We start from the raw sequence: 18,058 nt of genomic DNA on the forward strand, positions 1-18,058 counted from the left end.
CCTCATCGCCGTACCGACCGGTGTGAAGTTCTTCAACTGGATCGGAACGATGTGGAAGGGTTCGTTGTCCTTCGAGACACCGATGCTCTGGGCGACCGGCTTCCTGATCACCTTCACCTTCGGTGGTCTGACCGGTGTCATCCTGGCCTCGCCGCCGATGGACTTCCACGTCTCCGACTCGTACTTCGTGGTGGCGCACTTCCACTACGTCGTCTTCGGCACCGTGGTGTTCGCGATGTTCTCCGGCTTCCACTTCTGGTGGCCGAAGTGGACCGGCAAGATGCTGGACGAGCGCCTCGGCAAGATCACCTTCTGGACGCTGTTCATCGGCTTCCACGGCACGTTCCTGGTCCAGCACTGGCTGGGCGCCGAGGGCATGCCGCGTCGTTACGCCGACTACCTGGCGGCCGACGGCTTCACCGCGCTGAACACGATCTCGACGATCAGCTCGTTCCTGCTCGGCATGTCGATCCTGCCGTTCTTCTACAACGTGTGGAAGACGGCCAAGTACGGCAAGCCGGTCGGCGTCGACGACCCGTGGGGCTACGGCCGCTCCCTGGAGTGGGCGACCTCCTGCCCGCCGCCGCGGCACAACTTCATCACCATGCCGCGGATCCGCAGTGAATCCCCGGCGTTCGATCTGCACCACCCGGAGATCGCGGCTCTCGACCAGCTCGAGAACGCCGGTCACGGCGAGAAGGCCATCGCTGGTGGCAAGGAGGCCGGCAAGTGAAGATCCAGGGCAAGATGTTCATGTGGCTGAGCGTCTTCGTCCTCGCCATGGCTGTGGTCTATGGCGTGTGGTCGAAGGAGCCGGCCGGTACCACGGCCCTCTTCCTGGCCTTCGGCCTGTGCATCATGATCGGCTTCTACCTGGGCTTCACGGCCAAGCGGGTGGACGCCGGTGCGCAGGACAACAAGGAGGCGGACGTCGCGGACGACGCCGGCGAGGTCGGGTTCTTCAGCCCGCACAGCTGGCAGCCGCTGTCCCTGGGCATCGGAGGCGCCCTCGCCTTCCTGTCCGTCGCCATCGGCTGGTGGCTGATGTACTTCTCGCTGCCGATCATCCTGATCGGCGTCTGGGGCTGGGTCTTCGAGTACTACCGCGGTGAGAACCGCACCCAGTAACACGCGCCGAGCGTTGAGGGGCCCGGACACTCCGAGAGGAGCGTCCGGGCCTCCGCTTTTTGCCCCAACACATGTCACTCGAACGAGTCGCTCGGCGTGCCGCCGTTGACGGGGCTTCCTAGCGTGAGGTCATGAGCCACACAGCGATATCCCGCCCCCGCACCGCCGTCAGCTGCACGCTGCTGGTGACCGCCCTCTGCGCGGGCGTCACCGCCTGCGGCTCGGACGGCAACCCGCTCGCCGCCCGCCCCTACGACGGGGCGGACCAGATCTCCTTCAACGCCCCCGACGGGGGCCGCGAGAAGGCCGACCCGGACAAGCCCCTGGAAGTCGTCGAGGACTCCGACGGGCGCATCACGGACGTCACGGCCCACGACGCCTCAGGACGCTACGTGGCGGGCGAACTCGCCGCCGACGGCAGCCGCTGGCACAGCACCACCCCGCTGGCCGCCAACGCCAGCTACACGGTCCGTGTGAGCACCGAGGACGAGGACGGGGCGCCCGGCCGCAAGGTCGTCACCTTCGACACCGGCAAGCCCACCACCAAGAAGCGCCTGGACGTCGCCTTCGGCCCCAAGACGGGCACCTACGGCGTCGGCCAGCCCATCACGGCCGAACTGAACCAGCCCGTCAAGGACAAGGCCCAGCGGGCCGTCGTGGAGCGCGCCCTCAAGGTCTCCTCCACGCCCGCCACGAACGGCGCCTGGCACTGGGTGGACGACAAAAAGCTCCACTACCGCCCGAAGGACTACTGGCCCGCCCAGGCGACCGTCCAGGTCCGCAGCAACCTGGAGGGCATCAAGATCGGCGACCGGATGTGGGGCGGCAAGGCCAAGCCGCTGACCTTCACCACCGCGGACAAACTCATAGCCGTCACGGACGCCGCCGCCCACCAGATGACCGTCTACAAGAACGACGAGGTCATCCGGCAGATACCCGTCACCACGGGCAAGCCCGGCTACGACACCCGCAACGGCGTCAAGGTCGTCCTCGCCAAAGAGGGCACCGTCCGCATGACCAGCGCCAGCATCGGCTCCTCGGACTTCTACGACCTGATCGTCCACCACTCCGTCCGCGTCACCAACAGCGGCGAGTACGTTCACGCCGCCCCCTGGTCCGTCGGCTCCCAGGGCTTCGCCAACGTCAGCCACGGCTGCACCGGCATGAGCACCGAGAACGCGGCCTGGTTCTACGACACGGTCCGCGAGGGCGACATCGTCAAGGTCGTGAACTCAGGCGGCGACGTGATGGCCCCCTTCGGCAACGGCTACGGCGACTGGAACCTCGACTGGGCGAAGTGGCGCACCGGCAGCGCGCTCGTCGGGGGCACCCCGGACGGCCCCACGGACGCCGACAGGGCCCGCCTGCGGCCGCAGAGCGTCTAGACGCCCTCAGGGGCGCGGGGAACTGCGCGACCAGCCACAGACCACCCGCACCCGCGAGACAACAGGCGCCCCCGACCTCTAGGCGTTCAAAGCCGCCTTGTCCCGCAACAGAGAAGCCAGCGCGGCAGCGAACTCCACCGGCTCCACCGGCAAGGTCACCGCCGCCTCCGCACGGCTCCAGGTCGCCAGCCACGCGTCCTGGGGCCGCCCGATCAGCAGCAGCACCGGCGGGCAGTCGAACACCTCGTCCTTGATCTGCCGGCAGACGCCCATGCCCCCCATCGGCACGGCCTCGCCGTCCAGTACACAGACGTCGATCCCGCCCCGGTCCAGCTCCCGCAGGACCGCGTCCGGAGTCGCACACTCCAGGAACTCCACCACGGGAACGTCCGGCGCCGGCCTCCGTCCCGTGGCGAGGCGTACCTGCTCGCGGGTGTTGGAGTCGTCGCTGTAGACCAGCACCGTGGCGGTCGGCTGCATTGTTCCTCCGTGACGTCAGCGTCGTAAGGACAGGCCCGTTGGGCCGGATGCTACTCCCTTGAACACCACGTCAACACCGGTACGACCGGGGAAGACACTCCGAACGGCACCCCCCGGAGTGAGGGCGGGATAAGCGACCGACATAATGTCGGTCGTGGCGACAGCAACGACAGTAGAAACCGGGCACGCGCACCCGTCGGTCAATCGGCCGAACCTCACCAGCGTCGGAACGATCATCTGGCTGAGTTCCGAGCTGATGTTCTTCGCGGCCCTCTTCGCGATGTACTTCACCCTGCGATCGGTGACGGGTCCCGATCACTGGAAGGAGATGGCCGCCCATCTCAACTTCCCGTTCTCGGCGACGAACACCACCATCCTGGTGCTCTCCTCGCTCACCTGCCAGCTCGGCGTCTTCGCCGCCGAGCGCGGTGACGTGAAGAAGCTGCGGATGTGGTTCATCGTCACGTTCGTGATGGGTGCGATCTTCATCGGTGGTCAGGTCTTCGAGTACACGGAGCTGGTCAAGGACGCGGGCCTGTCCCTGTCCTCCGACCCGTACGGCTCGGTGTTCTACCTGACCACCGGCTTCCACGGCCTGCACGTGACGGGCGGTCTCATCGCCTTCCTGCTGGTCCTGGGACGGACCTACGCGGCCCGGAGGTTCACCCACGAGCAGGCGACGGCCGCGATCGTCGTGTCCTATTACTGGCACTTCGTCGATGTCGTCTGGATCGGTCTCTTCGCCACGATCTACATGATCAAGTAGCAGGGCCCGCATCCGCGCGTGCTCGACGAAGCGCGCATCCCAGAAGCATCGACGCAGAAGATCCTGACACCGGGGTAATCCGTGAAAAAGCTCTCCGCACGACGACGCCACCCGTTGGCGGCGCTCGTCGTCCTACTCCTCGCGCTGGCATGCACCGGGGGGCTGTACGCCGTGTTCGCACCCGCGGACCAGGCGCAGGCCGACGAAACCGCCCAGTCCCTCACCATCGAGGAGGGCAAGAAGCTCTACTCGGTCGGTTGCGCCAGTTGCCACGGCACCGGCGGTCAGGGCACCTCCGACGGGCCGAGCCTGGTGGGTGTGGGCGCCGCGGCCGTCGACTTCCAGGTGGGCACCGGCCGGATGCCGGCCGCCACCTCCCAGGGCCCCCAGGTCCCGGCGAAGAAGAACATCTACTCGCAGGCCGAGATCGACCAGCTCGCGGCGTTCATCGCCTCGCTGGGTGCCGGTCCGTCCGTCCCGACGGAGGAGCAGTACGGCCCCGAGGGTGCCGACATCGCCAAGGGCGGTGAGCTGTTCCGCACCAACTGCGCGCAGTGCCACAACTTCACCGGCAAGGGCGGCGCGCTGACGCACGGCAAGTACGCGCCGACCCTCGAGGGCGTCTCCCCGAAGCACATCTACGAGGCCATGCAGACCGGCCCGCAGAACATGCCGTCCTTCCCCGACACCACGCTGTCGGAGAAGAACAAGAAGGACATCATCGCGTACCTCGACGCGGTCAACAGCGAAAAGACCGAGAGCCCCGGCGGCCTCGAACTGGGTGGCCTCGGGCCGGTCAGCGAGGGCCTGTTCGGCTGGATCTTCGGTCTCGGCGGTCTGATCGCCGTCGCCGTGTGGGTCGCCGCCCGGACCGCAAAGGCCAAGAAGTCATGAGTAGCCAAGACATTCCAGAAGAGAACCTGCCTGCCGCGCAGTCCGCAGGCCATGACGAGCACGGGCACGGCGCGGTGAGCGTCGCGGACGACAAGAACCCGTTCGCCGACCCGGGCCTGCCTCCCCACGAGCACCGGGTCCAGGACGTCGACGAGCGGGCCGCCAAGCGGTCCGAGCGCTCGGTCGCCTTCCTGTTCACCCTGTCGATGCTGGCGACGGTCGGCTTCATCGCCTCCTTCGTGGCGATCCCGGTCGACAAGTCGGTCTTCATCTTCCCGCTCGGTCACATCAGCGCGCTGAACTTCGCACTGGGCATGACGCTCGGCATCGCGCTGTTCTGCATCGGCGCGGGCGCCGTCCACTGGGCGCGCACCCTGATGTCCGACGTGGAGGTCGCCGACGAGCGGCACGCGATCGAGGCGTCGCCCGAGGTCCGCGAGAAGGTCTTCGCGGACTTCAAGCAGGGCGCCAAGGAGTCGGCGATCGGCCGGCGCAAGCTGATCCGCAACACGATGCTCGGCGCGCTCACGCTGGTGCCGCTCTCCGGCGTCGTGCTGCTGCGCGACCTCGGCCCGCTGCCGGGCACCAAGCTCCGCCACACGCTGTGGTCCAAGGGCAAGCTGCTCGTCAACATGAACACGAACGAGCCGCTGCGTCCGTCCGATGTCGCGGTCGGTTCGCTGACCTTCGCCAAGCCCGAGGGCCTGGAGGAGCACGACCACGACTTCCAGAACGAGATCGCCAAGGCCGCCCTGATGATCGTCCGGATCCAGCCGGAGAACATCAAGGACAAGCGCGAGCTCGAGTGGTCGCACCAGGGCATCGTCGCGTACTCGAAGATCTGCACCCACGTCGGTTGCCCGATCTCCCTGTACGAGCAGCAGACGCACCACGTGCTCTGCCCGTGCCACCAGTCCACCTTCGACCTCTCCGACGGTGCCCGAGTGATCTTCGGTCCCGCCGGTCACGCCCTGCCGCAGCTCCGCATCGGCGTGAACGACGAGGGCTACCTCGAGGCGCTCGGCGACTTCGAAGAGCCCGTCGGCCCTGCTTTCTGGGAGCGCGGATGAGCACTGCACAGACACGCCGCAAGGCGCCCGCGGGTGAGCGGGTCGCCGACTGGGCCGACGGCCGCCTCGGGATCTACTCCCTGGCCAAGGCCAACATGCGCAAGATCTTCCCGGACCACTGGTCCTTCATGCTCGGTGAGATCTGCCTCTACAGCTTCATCATCATCATCCTCACGGGTGTGTACCTGACGCTGTTCTTCCACCCGTCGATGAACGAGGTGGAGTACCACGGCAGTTACGTCCCGCTCCAGGGGCAGCTGATGTCGGAGGCGTTCGCCTCCACGCTGGACATCAGCTTCGACGTCCGCGGCGGTCTGCTGATCCGGCAGATCCACCACTGGGCGGCGATCATCTTCCTCGCCGGCATGTTCGTGCACATGATGCGCGTCTTCTTCACCGGCGCGTTCCGCAAGCCGCGTGAGATCAACTGGATGTTCGGCTTCCTGCTGTTCGTCCTGGGCATGTTCACCGGCTTCACCGGCTACTCGCTCCCGGACGACCTGCTCTCCGGTACGGGTGTCCGCTTCACGCAGGGCGCGATCCTGTCCGTGCCGATCGTGGGCACGTACATCTCGATGTTCCTGTTCGGCGGGGAGTTCCCGGGTACCGACTTCGTCGCCCGGTTCTACTCGATCCACATCCTGCTGCTGCCGGGCATCATGCTCGGGCTCGTGGTCGGCCACCTGATCCTGGTCTTCTACCACAAGCACACCCAGTTCGCGGGTCCCGGCCGGACCAACAAGAACGTCGTCGGCATGCCGCTGCTGCCGGTCTACATGGCCAAGGCCGGAGGCTTCTTCTTCCTGGTCTTCGGTGCCATCGCGGCCCTCGCCGGCATCGCGACGATCAACCCGATCTGGGTCCTGGGCCCCTACCGGCCCGACCAGGTGTCGACCGGTGCCCAGCCCGACTGGTACATGGGCTTCGCCGAGGGTCTCATCCGTGCGATGCCCGGCTGGGAGATCAACCTCTGGGGTCACACGCTCGTCCTGGGTGTGTTCATCCCGCTGGTCCTCTTCGGCGTGTTCCTCGGGATCATCGCCCTGTACCCGTTCATCGAGTCGTGGGTCACCGGGGACAAGCGCGAGCACCACATCCTGGACCGTCCGCGCAACGCCCCGACCCGTACGGGCGTCGGTGTCGCGTGGGTGACCGGCTACATCATCATGCTGATCGGCGGTGGCAACGACATCGTCGCCACGCACTTCCATCTGTCGATCAACTCGGTGACCTGGTTCGTCCGGATCGGGTTCTTCCTCGGACCGGTCCTCGCCTTCGTCGTCACCAAGCGCATCTGCCTCGGCCTGCAGCGCCGGGACAAGGAGAAGGTGCTGCACGGCCGCGAGTCGGGCATCATCAAGCGCCTGCCGCACGGTGAGTTCATCGAGGTGCACGAGCCGCTCAGCCAGGAGCAGATGTACACGCTCACGGCCCACGAGCAGTACAAGCCGGCCGAGATCGGCCCGACGGTCGACGAGAACGGTGTCGAGCGCAAGGTGAAGGGTTCCGAGAAGCTGCGCGCCAAGCTCAGCGACGCCTACTACGGCGAGGGTGCCCAGATCCCGAAGCCCACCGCCGAGGAGTACCGGGAGATCACGAGCGGCCACGGCCACCACTGATCACTGCTTCGCCACGCCACAGAGGGGCCCCGTCCGATCATCGGACGGGGCCCTTCGCCCTGCCCGGGGCTGGATAGGGTGGACCCGTTGAGACTCTCGTCCCGTAGTGCGGGACGCCTGACCCTGGAGCGGCTTATGAGCGCTGTGACCCCCGCTGGAGGCGACACCGCGGCGGGCCGCTCCTGGCCCCTGCTGTTGAACGGCCTGCTGGACGGCAGGCACCTGAGCGCGGACGACACCGCCTGGGCCATGGATCGCATCATGCGCGGCGAGGCGACCGAGGCACAGATCGCCGGGTTCGTCGTGGCCCTGCGCGCCAAGGGCGAGACCGTCGAGGAGATCAACGGCCTCGTCCGCACGATGTACGAGCACGCCAACGTGATCGAGGTGCCCGGAGCGACGGTCGACATCGTCGGCACGGGCGGTGACGGCGCGAAGACGGTCAACATCTCCACGATGTCCTCGATCGTCGTCGCCGGCACCGGCGCGAAGGTCGTCAAGCACGGCAACCGCGCCGCGTCCTCGGCGTCCGGGGCCTCCGACGTGCTGGAGAAGCTCGGCGTCAACCTGGAACTGCCCCTGCACCGGGTGACGGAGGTCGCCGAGGAGGCCGGGATCACCTTCTGCTTCGCGGTGAAGTTCCACCCGGCGCTGCGGCACGCGGGCGCCGCCCGCGGCCAGTTGGGCATCCGCACGGTGTTCAACGCCCTCGGCCCGCTCACCAACCCGGCCCGGGTCCGCGCCCAGGCCGTCGGTGTGGCGGATCCGCGCATGGCGCCGATCGTCGCGGGCGTCTTCGCCGAGCGCGGCAACTCCTCCCTGGTCTTCCGGGGCGACGACGGCCTGGACGAGCTGACCACGACGGCCACCTCCCGGGTGTGGATCGTCCGGGACGGCGACGTGACCGAGGAGGCCTTCGACCCGCGTGACGTGGGCCTCGAACTGGTCCCCGTAGAGGCGCTGCGCGGCGCGGACGCCTCCTACAACGCCGAGGTCGCCCGGCGGCTGCTGGACGGCGAGACCGGCCCGGTCCGCGACGCGGTCCTGCTGAACTCGGCGGCGGCGCTGGTGGCCCTGGAGCCCACCAGCGCGCCCCTGGCCGAGCAGATCGGCGCCGGGATGGCGAAGGCGGCCGAGTCGATCGACTCGGGGGCGGCGAAGCGCACGCTGGAGCGCTGGGTGGCCGCGAGCAACGCGTAGCGGATCCCGTACGGCGTCCCGCGATCCGGACTCGGGTTGCGGGGCGCCGATCTTTTCGCGTACGTTCCTGAACAGGTCATGAGTGACAGTCATGAGGCCCCGGCCGACTGTCCGGCAACCCTCCGTCCGTGGCGGGGTGCCCCGGGTGAAGACCGGGCCGCAGGCAGCGAGGTCTGCGGCAAGCGCGTGACGAGGAGTCTTCCGTGAACCTGCGAATGCGATAGGGCCGCAGAGCCCCGCCTCCGCATCCCCTTCCTTTCACCCCCGCTCGAGCCGTACGCGCTCGCGGGCGGATTCCACCTGCCTTCACGGGAGTTCACCCATGTCCGTCTCCACCGTTGCCGCCGCCCCGTCCGTTTGTGCCCCGCTGCCCGTTCTGGGCCGGGATGTCACCGTGCCGCTCGTGACCGGTGGCGAGGTCACCTACGCCGCCCTCGACTACGCCGCCAGCGCCCCGGCGCTCCAGCGGGTCTGGGACGACGTCGCCGCCTACGCGCCGTACTACGGCAGCGTCCACCGCGGCGCCGGGTACCTCTCCCAGCTCTCCACCGACCTGTTCGAGAACGCCCGCCGGACCGTCGCGGAGTTCCTCGACTGCCGCGAGGGCGACCAGGTCGTGTTCACCCGGTCCACCACCGACTCCCTCAACCTCCTCGCCGCCGCGCTCCCCGCCGACTGCCGGGTCTTCGTCTTCGAGACCGAGCACCACGCCTCGCTGCTGCCGTGGCGCGGCGCCCAGGTCACCTACCTCGACGCCCCGCGCAGCCCCCGCGAGGCCGTCGAGACCCTGGAGCGCGCCCTCGCCGACCGCACTGTGTCCCTCGAGGGGGGCCACGGGCCGGCCCTCGTGTGCGTCACCGGCGCCTCGAACGTCACCGGTGAGCTGTGGCCCGTACGGGAGCTCACGGCGGCCGCGCACGCCCACGGTGCGCGCATCGTGCTGGACGCCGCGCAGCTGGCCCCGCACCACCAGGTGTCCGTCGCCGACCTCGACGTCGACTGGGTCGCCTTCTCCGGGCACAAGCTGTACGCGCCCTTCGGCTCGGGCGTCCTGGCCGGGCGGGCCGACTGGCTGCGCGCGGCCGAGCCGTACCTCGCGGGCGGCGGGGCCAGCCGCAAGGTCGGCCGGCGGGAGGACGGCGGAGTGGACGTGGAGTGGCACGACAGCGCCGCCCGCCACGAGGCCGGGTCGCCCAACGTCATCGGCGCCTACGCCCTCGCGTCGGCCTGCAAGGCGCTGACCGAGGCCGGTTTCGACACCCTCGTCGCCCGTGAGCAGTACCTGGTCCGCGCGGTGCGCGACGGACTCGCCGACGTCCCCGAGGTGCGGTTCCTGTCCCTCTTCGGGGACGAGGCGCCGCGGGTCGGGGTGCTCTCCTTCGTCGTCGAGGGCTGGAACAGCTCCCACTTCGCCGCCGCCCTGTCCGCCGAGTACGGCATCGGCGTACGGGACGGGCTGTTCTGCGCCCATCCGCTGCTGCGCACGCTGCTCGGCAGCGACCCGCAGGCGCAGGGGGAGTGCGGGGCGCCGGAGGCCGCGCCCGGGGAGAAGTCGCTCAACGCCATCCGGGTCAGCTTCGGAGCGGGCACGCCCGACGAGCACGTGGAGCGGTTCGTGCGGGCGGTGAAGGAGCTCGTGGCGGACGGGGCGAAGTGGAACTACCGCACGGAGGACGGGCGCTGCGTGCCGGACACCTCCGCCTGAGCCGGCAGCCGGGTGCCCAGGACGATCATCCGCAGGGCGCGCTCGGTGGCGTCCGTGAGGAGTTCGCTCGCCCGCAGCAGGGCCTCGGCCAGCTCCATCGGGGCGGGCAGGATGCCGTGGCAGGCGTCCACGCCCGGCACCTGCCCGCGCCCTCGCCGAGCGTGCCGGCCAGGGCCAGCCGGGGCCGTCGTCGCCCGGTCCGTCGTCTCCGGTGCCCTGGCCGCGGTCGTCGTCGTCATCGTCACTCGCTGAGCTGTCGGTCACCGCAGGCCGCGAGACGACCTCGTCACCCGGTGGGGCGCCGGGCGGTGTGGCCTTCTCACCGGGCCGGAGCGTGGAGGTGGGCGTGGGCGAGCCGTGGTCCAGCTCGACCTTCTGCGAGGGCACCCTGGGCGACTCGGGGCTGTCCGCGAGTGCGTAACTGGTCGCGGCGATGCCGAGCGGGATCAGCACGACGGCGGACAGGGCCGCTATCCGGCGAGAGGAAACCATGGGCCCGATCCTGCGGACGGAACCCGGGGAGCGGGATGAAGCCCGGATGAAGAACTCCTCATCCGGGGCCCGGCGGGCAGGACGGGGCCGCTAGTTGTCCAGCCCGATCGAGAAGGCCGCTTCCAGGTCGTGCTGCGAGTACGTACGGAACGCCACGTGCGTGTCCGTGCCCTCCACGCCGGGGATCTTGCTGATCCGGCCCGGGATGACCTCCGCCAGGTCCTCGTGCTCCTTCACCCGGACCATCGCGATCAGGTCGTAGGTGCCGGTGACGGAGAAGACCTCGCTGACGCTGTCCAGCGCCGCGATCGACTCGGCGATCTCGGGGATCCGGTCCACGCTGGTCTTGATGAGGACGATCGCGGTGATCACGGCTGGTTCTCTCCCTCGGGGGCCGGAGCAGGGGCGGCCTTCACTCTAGTAGGGCCGGCGGGACGGCCGTATCGGACCGACGCGTAGCCGAAGCCCAGACCGAAACCGATCAGGTGGGCGAGGTAGGCCACCCCCGGCCCGTCCGGGGCCCGCCCCGCCGCCAGCCACTGCAGCGCCGCCCAGAACGGCAGCACGACCCACGCCGGGAAGCGCACCGGCAGGAAGAAGAGGAACGGCAGGAGACTGGTCACCCGGGCCCGGGGGAACAGGTACAGGAACGCGCCGAGGACTGCCGAGATCGCCCCCGAGGCACCGACCAGGGACTGCTCGGAGTCCGCGTTGGCCACGGCGTAGCCCAGCAGGGCCAGGTAGCCGCAGCCGACGTAGAACAGGGTGAACTGCACCCGGCCCATCCGCTCCTCGGTCATCGCCCCGAAGACGTAGAGGAAGAGCATGTTGCCGAGCAGGTGGACCCAGCTGCCGTGGACGAAGAGCGCGGTCACGGGGGTGAGGGCCGGCCTCCCGGACCCTTCGAACAGTTCTGCGGGGATCACGCCCCAGCGCCGGAAGTAGGCCCGCTGCACGGCGAGCAGCTCGTCGCCCGTGCCGTACGCCGGGTTCAGGCCCGAGGCGGGTCCGGCCAGGAAGACCAGGCAGCACAGGGCGATCAGGGTGTACGTCACCGGCGCCGACGACCCCCTGACCGATCTGCCGGCCCGGACGATCGACGCACTCCACTTGCGGATCATGAATACAGAGCATGACGTAACCGGACGCAACCACCCATACCGCCTCGCCGCCGTGGACACGCGGGCGGCGGGTACCCGCCAGGCCGTAGGGTTACGGACCACACGCACCGGGGATGCCGGTCGCGTCGCGGACACTAGAAGGAAAGAGAACAGGTCACGATGACGGTTCCCCTGCCGACCGCCGAGACGCGGTGGCGCTGCACCCTCTGCGGCAACCTCACGAGGTTCGACGTGACCCGCTCGTCGAAGGTCGTCGAGTACGTCCACCTCGACCTGGCCGGAGAGCCGAAGGTCGAGGAGCGCGACGTCCTCAGTGAGACCATCGAGTCGGTGCGCTGCCGCTGGTGTAACGCGGTGGACCAGGTGGAACTCGTGGACAGGCCGGGCGCCGGCTCCTGAGGATGGGGGTCCCCCCGCTCGAGTGAAGTCGAGAGTGGGGGAGGGCCCCGCACGGATTGGGGTGTGACGGATGGTGGAGACCACGGGCGGGGGGCCGGGCGACGGCGCCGCCGAGGTGCTCGACCGTCCGCTGCCCGACGGCGTGCGCCGCAGAGTGGTGCAGATCGTCTCCGACGGCTTCGGCTCGCTGACGGTCGGCGAGCTGCCCGCGCAGCTCAGGCAGTACGCCCGGTTCGCCCCGAACCGACGGGCGAAGTTCGCCGGCAACGCGATGGCGGCCGCCCTGGAGACCGACCCGCTGTTCCGGCAGCGCATCGGCGAGAAGCTCAGAGAGACCCAGCCGGAGCTGACCGGCGCCCTCGACTCAGGCTCCCCGCCCCCGGCCGCGGACCCGCTCGATGTGGCGGCCGCGGCCTACGTACTGCGTCCCCTCGGCTGGGTGAAACTCGTGACCGCCGCCGGCGAGGAGGCCCAGCGGGCCGACGCCGAGCGCGCCGACGAGGAGAGCCGGGCCGAGCTGGAGCGGCTGCGCGCCGAGCTCGACCGGGCCCGTGACCACACCCGGGCCGAGACCGAGCGGCTGCGCACGGAGCTGGAATCGGCCAAGAAGGAAACCGAGTCGCTGCACCGCAAGCTGCGAGCCGCCCTCAGCGACGTCAAGCGCGGCGAGGCCGCCCTGCGTAAGGCGCAGGGCGAGATCGAGGCCGTCCGCGCCGAGGGGCACGCGCAGCTCTCCGCCGCCGAGAGCGAGACCCGGCGCCTCAAGTCCCGGCTGGGTGAGAGCGAGGCCGCCCTGGAGGCCGCGCGCCGGGCCGCCCGCGAGGGCCGCAGCGTCGAGGACATGCGGGTCCGGCTGCTGCTGGACACCCTGCTGGACGCGACCCAGGGGCTCCGCCGCGAACTGGCCCTGCCCCCGGTGTCGGTGCGGCCTGCCGAGACCGTCGACGCCGTCGAGCCGGGCCGGATGACCCCGAAGGACATCGCCGCCCGCGCCCTGTCGGAGGACGACCCGCAGGTCCTCGACCAGCTGCTGGCGCTGCCGCAGGCCCATCTGGTCGTCGACGGCTACAACGTCACCAAGACCGGCTATCCGCAGATGCCGCTGGAGAAGCAGCGCCTGCGGCTGCTGGGGCAGCTCTCCCAACTGGCCGCGCAGAGCGGCGCCGAGGTGACCTGTGTCTTCGACGGCGCGGAGCTGGCCGCGCCGGTGCTGCTGGCCCCGCCACGCGGTGTGCGTGTGCTGTTCTCGAAGCCGGGCGTCACCGCCGACGAGCTCATCCGCCAGCTGGTGCGCGCCGAACCGCCGGGCCGTCCGGTCATCGTGGCGTCCACCGACCGCGAGGTCGCCGACGGCGTGGCCCGGGCCGGCGCCCGCCCGGTCGCCTCCGCGATGCTGCTCAGGCGGCTTTCACGGGCCTAGGGGGCGTACGCACCATGCGTAACGTCCGGGCGTGATGCCCGAATTGGTGGGACCTGTGAGCCACGTTGCGTCAAGTGGGTCTCACGGCCTGTGAGTCCAGATGAAAAGATGGCCTACCGTGATGCAATTTTTCATCTGAGGATTTGAACTGATCACAGGAAGGTCACTAGGGTCGGGCCGAACCTCCGCTCGGGTGATCACTCATCGGGAGAGACGGCGGAGGGGCCAGAAGGAGCTTTTCACCCGTGGCGTCCCACCGTCGTCCTAAGCAGCCGAGCCGCGCACGTGTGACCGTGCTGACCACCGCCGCCGCCGCTGCCGTCGCCTTCAGCTCGCAGGCCGCCAACGCGGCCCCCAGTGAGAAGCCGAGCAAGGACGAGGTCAAGACCAAGGTCGACAAGCTCTACGAAGAGGCGGAGCAGGCCACCGAGAAGTACAACGGGGCCAAGGAGAAGCAGGAGAAGCTCCAGAAGGAGATCTCCACCATCCAGGACAACGTGGCCCGCGGCCAGGAGGAGCTCAACGAGCTCCGCGACAGCCTGGGCCTCGCCGCCGCGTCGCAGTACCGCACCGGCTCCATCGACCCCTCCGTCCAGCTGTTCCTCTCCGCGAACCCCGAGGACTACCTCGACAAGGCCTCCACGCTCGACCAGTTGAGCAGCCAGCAGGTCGAGGCGCTGAAGAAGGTCCAGGAGAAGCAGCGCGAACTGGCCCAGGAGCGCGCCGAGGCCTCCGAGAAGCTCAAGGACCTCGCCTCCACCCGGACCGAACTCGGCAAGAAGAAGAAGGAAGTCCAGGGCAAGCTCTCCTCCGCGCAGAAGCTGCTCAACAGCCTCACCGCCGCCGAGAAGGCCGAACTCGCCGCCGAGCAGAGCCGCGCCAGCCGGGCCAGCGAGCGCGACGCCCTCGACGTCAACGTCCCGCCCGGCTCGGGCCGCGCCGCCTCCGCCTTCGCCTTCGCCCAGAGCCAGCTCGGCAAGCCCTACGTCTACGGCGCCACCGGCATGAGCTCCTTCGACTGCTCCGGCCTCACCTCCCGGGCCTACGCCGCCGCCGGCATGCAGATCCCGCGCACCTCCGAGGCCCAGTCGCAGATCGGCACCAAGATCTACTCCACCAGCCAGCTCAAGGTCGGCGACCTGGTCTTCTTCTTCAACGACCTGCACCACGTCGGCCTCTACGCCGGCAACGGGCAGATCATCCACGCCCCGCGCACCGGCACCGTCGTCCGCTACGAGTCGATGAGCACCATCGGCGGCCCGTTCATGTTCGGCGTCCGGGTCTGACGACCGGCTCCCGGAGCCTTCAAGATCAGGACACCGTGTCCGCCGTTCGGGCGAATCACGACGGCCCCGAGTGAGCCCACGCCCCGCCATTGACCTGCGTCAGCGGCGGGGCGCACTGCTGGATACCCACGGATGGCCGTTGGCGGCCCCCTGTCGCGGGGCTACTGTCTGCCGCGTTCCAAGTCCGCCAGCGGAAGGAGAGCGGCTTCCCGTGGGGTCCCATCGCCGCCTTGCACCGTCCGGGTTCGACCGGGGCGCCGGTGCCGCGGTCAGCATCCTGTCCGTCACGGCCGCCGCCCTGGGCGCGGTACCGGCCGCCGCCGCACCGCACGACGACACCCGGGCCACGGTGGACCGCCTCTACGAGCAGGCCGAGAAGGCCACCGAGGCGTACAACGAGGCCGACGAACGTGCCGACGAGCTGCGTACCGAGGTCGGCATCGCCCGGGACCGCATCGCCCGCCAGCAGGAGCGCGTCAACTCCATGCGGGAGTCCCTCGGTTCGCTCGCCGGCGCCCAGTACCGCTCGGGCGGCGTCGACCCGTCCCTCGCCCTGCTGCTGTCCGAGGACCCGGAGGACTACCTCGACCACGCGTCCCGGCTCGACCGTCTCACCGCCCACCAGGCCGGTGAGCTGAAGGCACTCCAGGGCGCCATGCGCGAACTCGCCCAGGACCGCGAGGAGGCCGCCGGGAAGCTCCGCGAACTGGAGACGAGCCGCAAGGCCGTGGCAGCCCACAAGAAGACCGTCGAGCACAAGCTCGCCACGGCCCGGCGGCTGCTCAACTCCCTTCCGGACGCCGAGCGCGACGCCTACGGCCGGGCTTCCCGGTCCGGCCGCCCCGGCATGCCCGACCTCGGCGGCGCCACCGCCGCCTCGGCACGCGGCTCGGCCGCCGTCGCCGCCGTCCGCAGCGCGCTCGGCAAGCCCTACGTCTGGGGCGCCAACGGGCCCTCCGGCTTCGACTGTTCGGGCCTGATGCAGTGGTCGTACGCGCAGGCCGGCGTCTCCCTGCCGCGCACCTCGCAGGCCCAGCGCTACGCCGGCCGCCAGGTCCCGCTGTCCGAGGCGCGCCCCGGTGACCTGGTCGTCTACCGGGGCGACGCCAGCCATGTCGGGATGTACATGGGCAACGGCCAGGTCGTCCACGCCCCCTACCCCGGCGCGCCCGTGCGCTACGACCCGGTCGGGATGATGCCCGTCTCGTCGGTCACCAGGGTCTGACCGGCAGGGCCCCGGCGCCCGTACGATCGGGAACGTGGCTGGTCGAAGGTCGGGGTCCGCGCTGGTGGCGCTCGTCGTGCTGCTCGTCGCCCTGGCCGGGTGCGGCGGGCGCTCCGCGGCCGACAGCGCCACGGTCGAGGTGCAGCGGCTCCTGGACCGGCGGGCCGAAGCGGTCGTCGACCGCGACGCGCGGGCCTACGAACGGACGGGCAGGGGGACGGATTTCGCCGACCTGCGCGCGGTGCCCGTGGCCGCCTGGTCGTACCGGGTGACCGCGGTGCGCCGCACCGGCGACACGGCCACCGCCGACGCCGAACTGCGCTATCGCGTCGCCGGGTACGACGAGGCGCCGGTGACCACCGGACGCACCCTGCGGCTGAGCCGGGACGCGGACGGGCGGTGGTCCGTCGTCACCGACCGGCCCGCGAAGAAGTCCGCGCAGCAACTGTGGGACCAGGGGGCGGTGCACCTCGTGCGGGGCCGGCGCAGTCTCGTGCTCGGCGTCGGTCAGTCCGGGCAGTCGCTGCGGGACTTTGCGGACCTGGCCGACCGTGCGGTGCCGGCCGTGTCGGACGCGTGGGGCACGGACTGGAGCCGGCGGGTCGTCCTGGTCGTGCCGAAGTCGCTGGAGGGGATGGCGGGGCTGCTCGGCTCGCCCGCGTCGTCCTACCGCGGGATCGCGGCGGTCACCACCGGAGAGACGGGGCCACGGACCCGGGCGCCGGCGGACCGGATCATCGTCAACCCGGATGCGTTCGCGCTCCTCGGGGGCCTCGGCGAGCAGGTCGTCGTCACCCACGAGACCACCCATGTCGCCACCCGCGCCCGCACCACGGCCGCCACGCCCCTGTGGCTCTCCGAGGGGTACGCCGACTGGGTCGGCTACCGCGCCGCCGGCCGCACCCCCGTCGAGGCCGCCCCCGAACTGTCCCGGGCGGTCGCCGAGGACCGGCTCCCCACCGCCCTCCCGGACGACGAGGACTTCGGCTTCACCGGCGACGCGAGCCGCCTGGCCCGCTCCTACGAGAGCGGCTGGACGGCCTGCCGGATGATCTCCGACCGCTGGGGGGAGGCCCGGCTCGGCGCGTTCTACCGGGCCGTCGGGGAGCACCGGGAGCGGGCCGGGGCGGTGGAGGAGGCGATGCGGAAGGTGCTGGGGACGACGCCGGATGCCTTTACGAGGCAGTGGCGGACGTACCTGCGGGATCAGCTGGGCTGACCCGGGCCCGGGCCGCCGAGGGCCTCACTCCGGCCGGTCTCCGCTTCACTCCGGCCGGTCGAGCACCTCGACGGCCTCCCGCAGCCACGCCCGCTCCGCCTCGCCCGTCGCCCGGGCCACCCGGAGCATGCCCTGGCGGAACAGGTCCTCGGCCTCCTCGACGCGGACCGGCTTGCCGGACGCGTAGAAGAAGCTCGTCGGGGTCTCCAGGAACTCCAGCCGCCGGCGCAGCACCGCGGCCTGTTCGTGCCGGTCGGGCAGGTGGCGCAGGAAGGCGAGGACCGTGTTGAAGCGGACCTGGTCGGTGATCTCGGTCTGCTTCGGGTGGCGCAGCCGCTCCAGCAGCTCCTCGCGCCCCTTTCCGGTGAGGGCGAGGATCCGGCGCGGGGCGGCGCTCGCGCCCGGCTCGGTGCGCTGGTCGAGCAGGCCCGCCCCGACCAGGCGCGTGATCGCCGGGTAGAGCGCACCGTCGCTGACCGGCCGGACGTGCCCGGTCAGCGCCTTGATGCGCTCCTTCAACTCATAGCCGTGCAGGGGCTCCTCGGCCAGGAAGCCCAGGATCGACAGCTCCAGCATGGTCCTCCTTGCGGGTGGTCGACACCGCATGCTACCTCTTAACGAGCTACCTCGAATCGAGATAGCTCGGATC

18 protein-coding genes, 2 pseudogenes and 1 riboswitch are annotated in these 18,058 nt (G+C 70.2%); of the genes and pseudogenes, 14 read left to right on the forward strand and 6 right to left on the reverse strand.

All coding sequences use genetic code 11. From position 1 onward, the window contains the following. The 3 genes from IE153_RS11560 to IE153_RS11570 all read left to right on the forward strand — a co-directional run. A partial coding sequence (locus IE153_RS11560) for a cytochrome c oxidase subunit I (protein ID WP_189589643.1) occupies positions 1–733 on the forward strand: 733 nt, incomplete at its 5' end. Then, a complete protein-coding gene (locus tag IE153_RS11565; protein ID WP_097216169.1) occupies positions 730–1,128 on the forward strand; it encodes a cytochrome c oxidase subunit 4 in 399 nt (132 codons plus the stop codon). The genes IE153_RS11560 and IE153_RS11565, both read left to right, overlap by 4 nt. A gap of 131 nt (positions 1,129–1,259) precedes the next feature. After that, complete coding sequence (locus tag IE153_RS11570) at positions 1,260–2,513, forward strand: L,D-transpeptidase (RefSeq protein ID WP_189589644.1); 1,254 nt, start codon at positions 1,260–1,262, stop codon at positions 2,511–2,513. Between the two features lie 78 nt (positions 2,514–2,591). Here IE153_RS11570 and IE153_RS11575 read toward each other — a convergent pair whose 3' ends face one another. After that, positions 2,592–2,993 carry a response regulator gene (locus IE153_RS11575; protein WP_189589645.1) on the reverse strand — a complete coding sequence of 134 codons (402 nt, stop codon included), beginning with the start codon at positions 2,991–2,993 and terminating at the stop codon, positions 2,592–2,594. 145 nt (positions 2,994–3,138) lie between these two features. Here IE153_RS11575 and ctaE point away from each other — a divergent pair, with 145 nt between their 5' ends. The 6 genes from ctaE to IE153_RS11605 all read left to right on the forward strand — a co-directional run bounded on the left by ctaE (position 3,139) and on the right by IE153_RS11605 (position 10,247). Continuing rightward, the gene (gene ctaE, locus IE153_RS11580) at positions 3,139–3,759 is read left to right on the forward strand and encodes an aa3-type cytochrome oxidase subunit III (protein WP_020272940.1); all 621 of its coding nucleotides are present in this window, start codon (positions 3,139–3,141) and stop codon (positions 3,757–3,759) included. Positions 3,760–3,840: 81 nt separating this feature from the next. Then, entirely contained in the window at positions 3,841–4,653 is an 813-nt protein-coding gene (qcrC, locus tag IE153_RS11585; RefSeq protein WP_097216166.1) for a cytochrome bc1 complex diheme cytochrome c subunit, read from the forward strand. Beyond that, positions 4,650–5,723, forward strand: coding sequence for a cytochrome bc1 complex Rieske iron-sulfur subunit (qcrA, locus tag IE153_RS11590; RefSeq protein WP_185010304.1), 1,074 nt, complete (start codon positions 4,650–4,652; stop codon positions 5,721–5,723). The genes qcrC and qcrA overlap by 4 nt, the downstream gene beginning before the upstream one ends. Further along, positions 5,720–7,342: a cytochrome bc1 complex cytochrome b subunit gene (gene qcrB, locus IE153_RS11595; RefSeq protein ID WP_185010302.1), complete on the forward strand. Its 1,623-nt coding sequence runs from the start codon at positions 5,720–5,722 to the stop codon at positions 7,340–7,342. The genes qcrA and qcrB overlap by 4 nt, the downstream gene beginning before the upstream one ends. A gap of 135 nt (positions 7,343–7,477) precedes the next feature. Continuing rightward, positions 7,478–8,542 (forward strand): anthranilate phosphoribosyltransferase, encoded by a 1,065-nt coding sequence (gene trpD / locus IE153_RS11600; protein ID WP_189589646.1) that lies wholly within the window; start codon positions 7,478–7,480, stop codon positions 8,540–8,542. Between the two features lie 74 nt (positions 8,543–8,616). Next, positions 8,617–8,733: riboswitch (SAM riboswitch) on the forward strand. Positions 8,734–8,864: 131 nt separating this feature from the next. Continuing rightward, positions 8,865–10,247 carry an aminotransferase class V-fold PLP-dependent enzyme gene (locus tag IE153_RS11605; RefSeq protein ID WP_189589647.1) on the forward strand — a complete coding sequence of 461 codons (1,383 nt, stop codon included), beginning with the start codon at positions 8,865–8,867 and terminating at the stop codon, positions 10,245–10,247. Here IE153_RS11605 and IE153_RS11610 read toward each other — a convergent pair. From IE153_RS11610 to IE153_RS11620, 4 genes and pseudogenes are all read right to left on the reverse strand, one after another. Continuing rightward, positions 10,202–10,455: pseudogene (locus IE153_RS11610) on the reverse strand (glycerate kinase); the annotation flags it as partial. The gene IE153_RS11605 and the pseudogene IE153_RS11610 overlap by 46 nt on opposite strands. Then, positions 10,425–10,739: pseudogene (locus IE153_RS41585) on the reverse strand (small secreted hydrophilic protein); the annotation flags it as partial. The pseudogenes IE153_RS41585 and IE153_RS11610, both read right to left, overlap by 31 nt. A 90-nt stretch (positions 10,740–10,829) precedes the next feature. Continuing rightward, the gene (locus IE153_RS11615; RefSeq protein ID WP_030848030.1) at positions 10,830–11,111 is read right to left on the reverse strand and encodes an Lrp/AsnC family transcriptional regulator; all 282 of its coding nucleotides are present in this window, start codon (positions 11,109–11,111) and stop codon (positions 10,830–10,832) included. Beyond that, positions 11,108–11,860, reverse strand: coding sequence for a rhomboid family intramembrane serine protease (locus IE153_RS11620; RefSeq protein ID WP_189589648.1), 753 nt, complete (start codon positions 11,858–11,860; stop codon positions 11,108–11,110). Before IE153_RS11620 ends, IE153_RS11615 begins: the two co-directional genes overlap by 4 nt. Positions 11,861–12,019: 159 nt before the next feature. Between IE153_RS11620 and IE153_RS11625 the strand changes: the two genes are divergently transcribed. The 5 genes from IE153_RS11625 to IE153_RS11645 all read left to right on the forward strand — a co-directional run bounded on the left by IE153_RS11625 (position 12,020) and on the right by IE153_RS11645 (position 17,409). Beyond that, positions 12,020–12,259 carry a hypothetical protein gene (locus IE153_RS11625; RefSeq protein WP_031106126.1) on the forward strand — a complete coding sequence of 80 codons (240 nt, stop codon included), beginning with the start codon at positions 12,020–12,022 and terminating at the stop codon, positions 12,257–12,259. Between the two features lie 70 nt (positions 12,260–12,329). Next, positions 12,330–13,679: an NYN domain-containing protein gene (locus IE153_RS11630; protein WP_189589649.1), complete on the forward strand. Its 1,350-nt coding sequence runs from the start codon at positions 12,330–12,332 to the stop codon at positions 13,677–13,679. A 245-nt stretch (positions 13,680–13,924) separates the two neighbouring features. Further along, positions 13,925–14,965, forward strand: a complete 1,041-nt coding sequence (locus tag IE153_RS11635) for a C40 family peptidase (RefSeq protein ID WP_185010287.1) — start codon at positions 13,925–13,927, stop codon at positions 14,963–14,965. A 211-nt stretch (positions 14,966–15,176) separates the two neighbouring features. Then, positions 15,177–16,190: a C40 family peptidase gene (locus tag IE153_RS11640; RefSeq protein ID WP_189589650.1), complete on the forward strand. Its 1,014-nt coding sequence runs from the start codon at positions 15,177–15,179 to the stop codon at positions 16,188–16,190. A 34-nt stretch (positions 16,191–16,224) separates the two neighbouring features. Next, entirely contained in the window at positions 16,225–17,409 is a 1,185-nt protein-coding gene (locus IE153_RS11645) for a hypothetical protein (protein WP_189589651.1), read from the forward strand. 45 nt (positions 17,410–17,454) lie between these two features. Here the strand turns inward: IE153_RS11645 and IE153_RS11650 are convergent, their stop codons facing one another. Beyond that, positions 17,455–17,985: a PadR family transcriptional regulator gene (locus IE153_RS11650; protein ID WP_189589652.1), complete on the reverse strand. Its 531-nt coding sequence runs from the start codon at positions 17,983–17,985 to the stop codon at positions 17,455–17,457. Positions 17,986–18,058 lie beyond the last annotated feature (73 nt).

The sequence above is a fragment of the Streptomyces massasporeus genome, assembly GCF_014648995.1.
GTDB classification, from domain to species: domain Bacteria; phylum Actinomycetota; class Actinomycetes; order Streptomycetales; family Streptomycetaceae; genus Streptomyces; species Streptomyces massasporeus.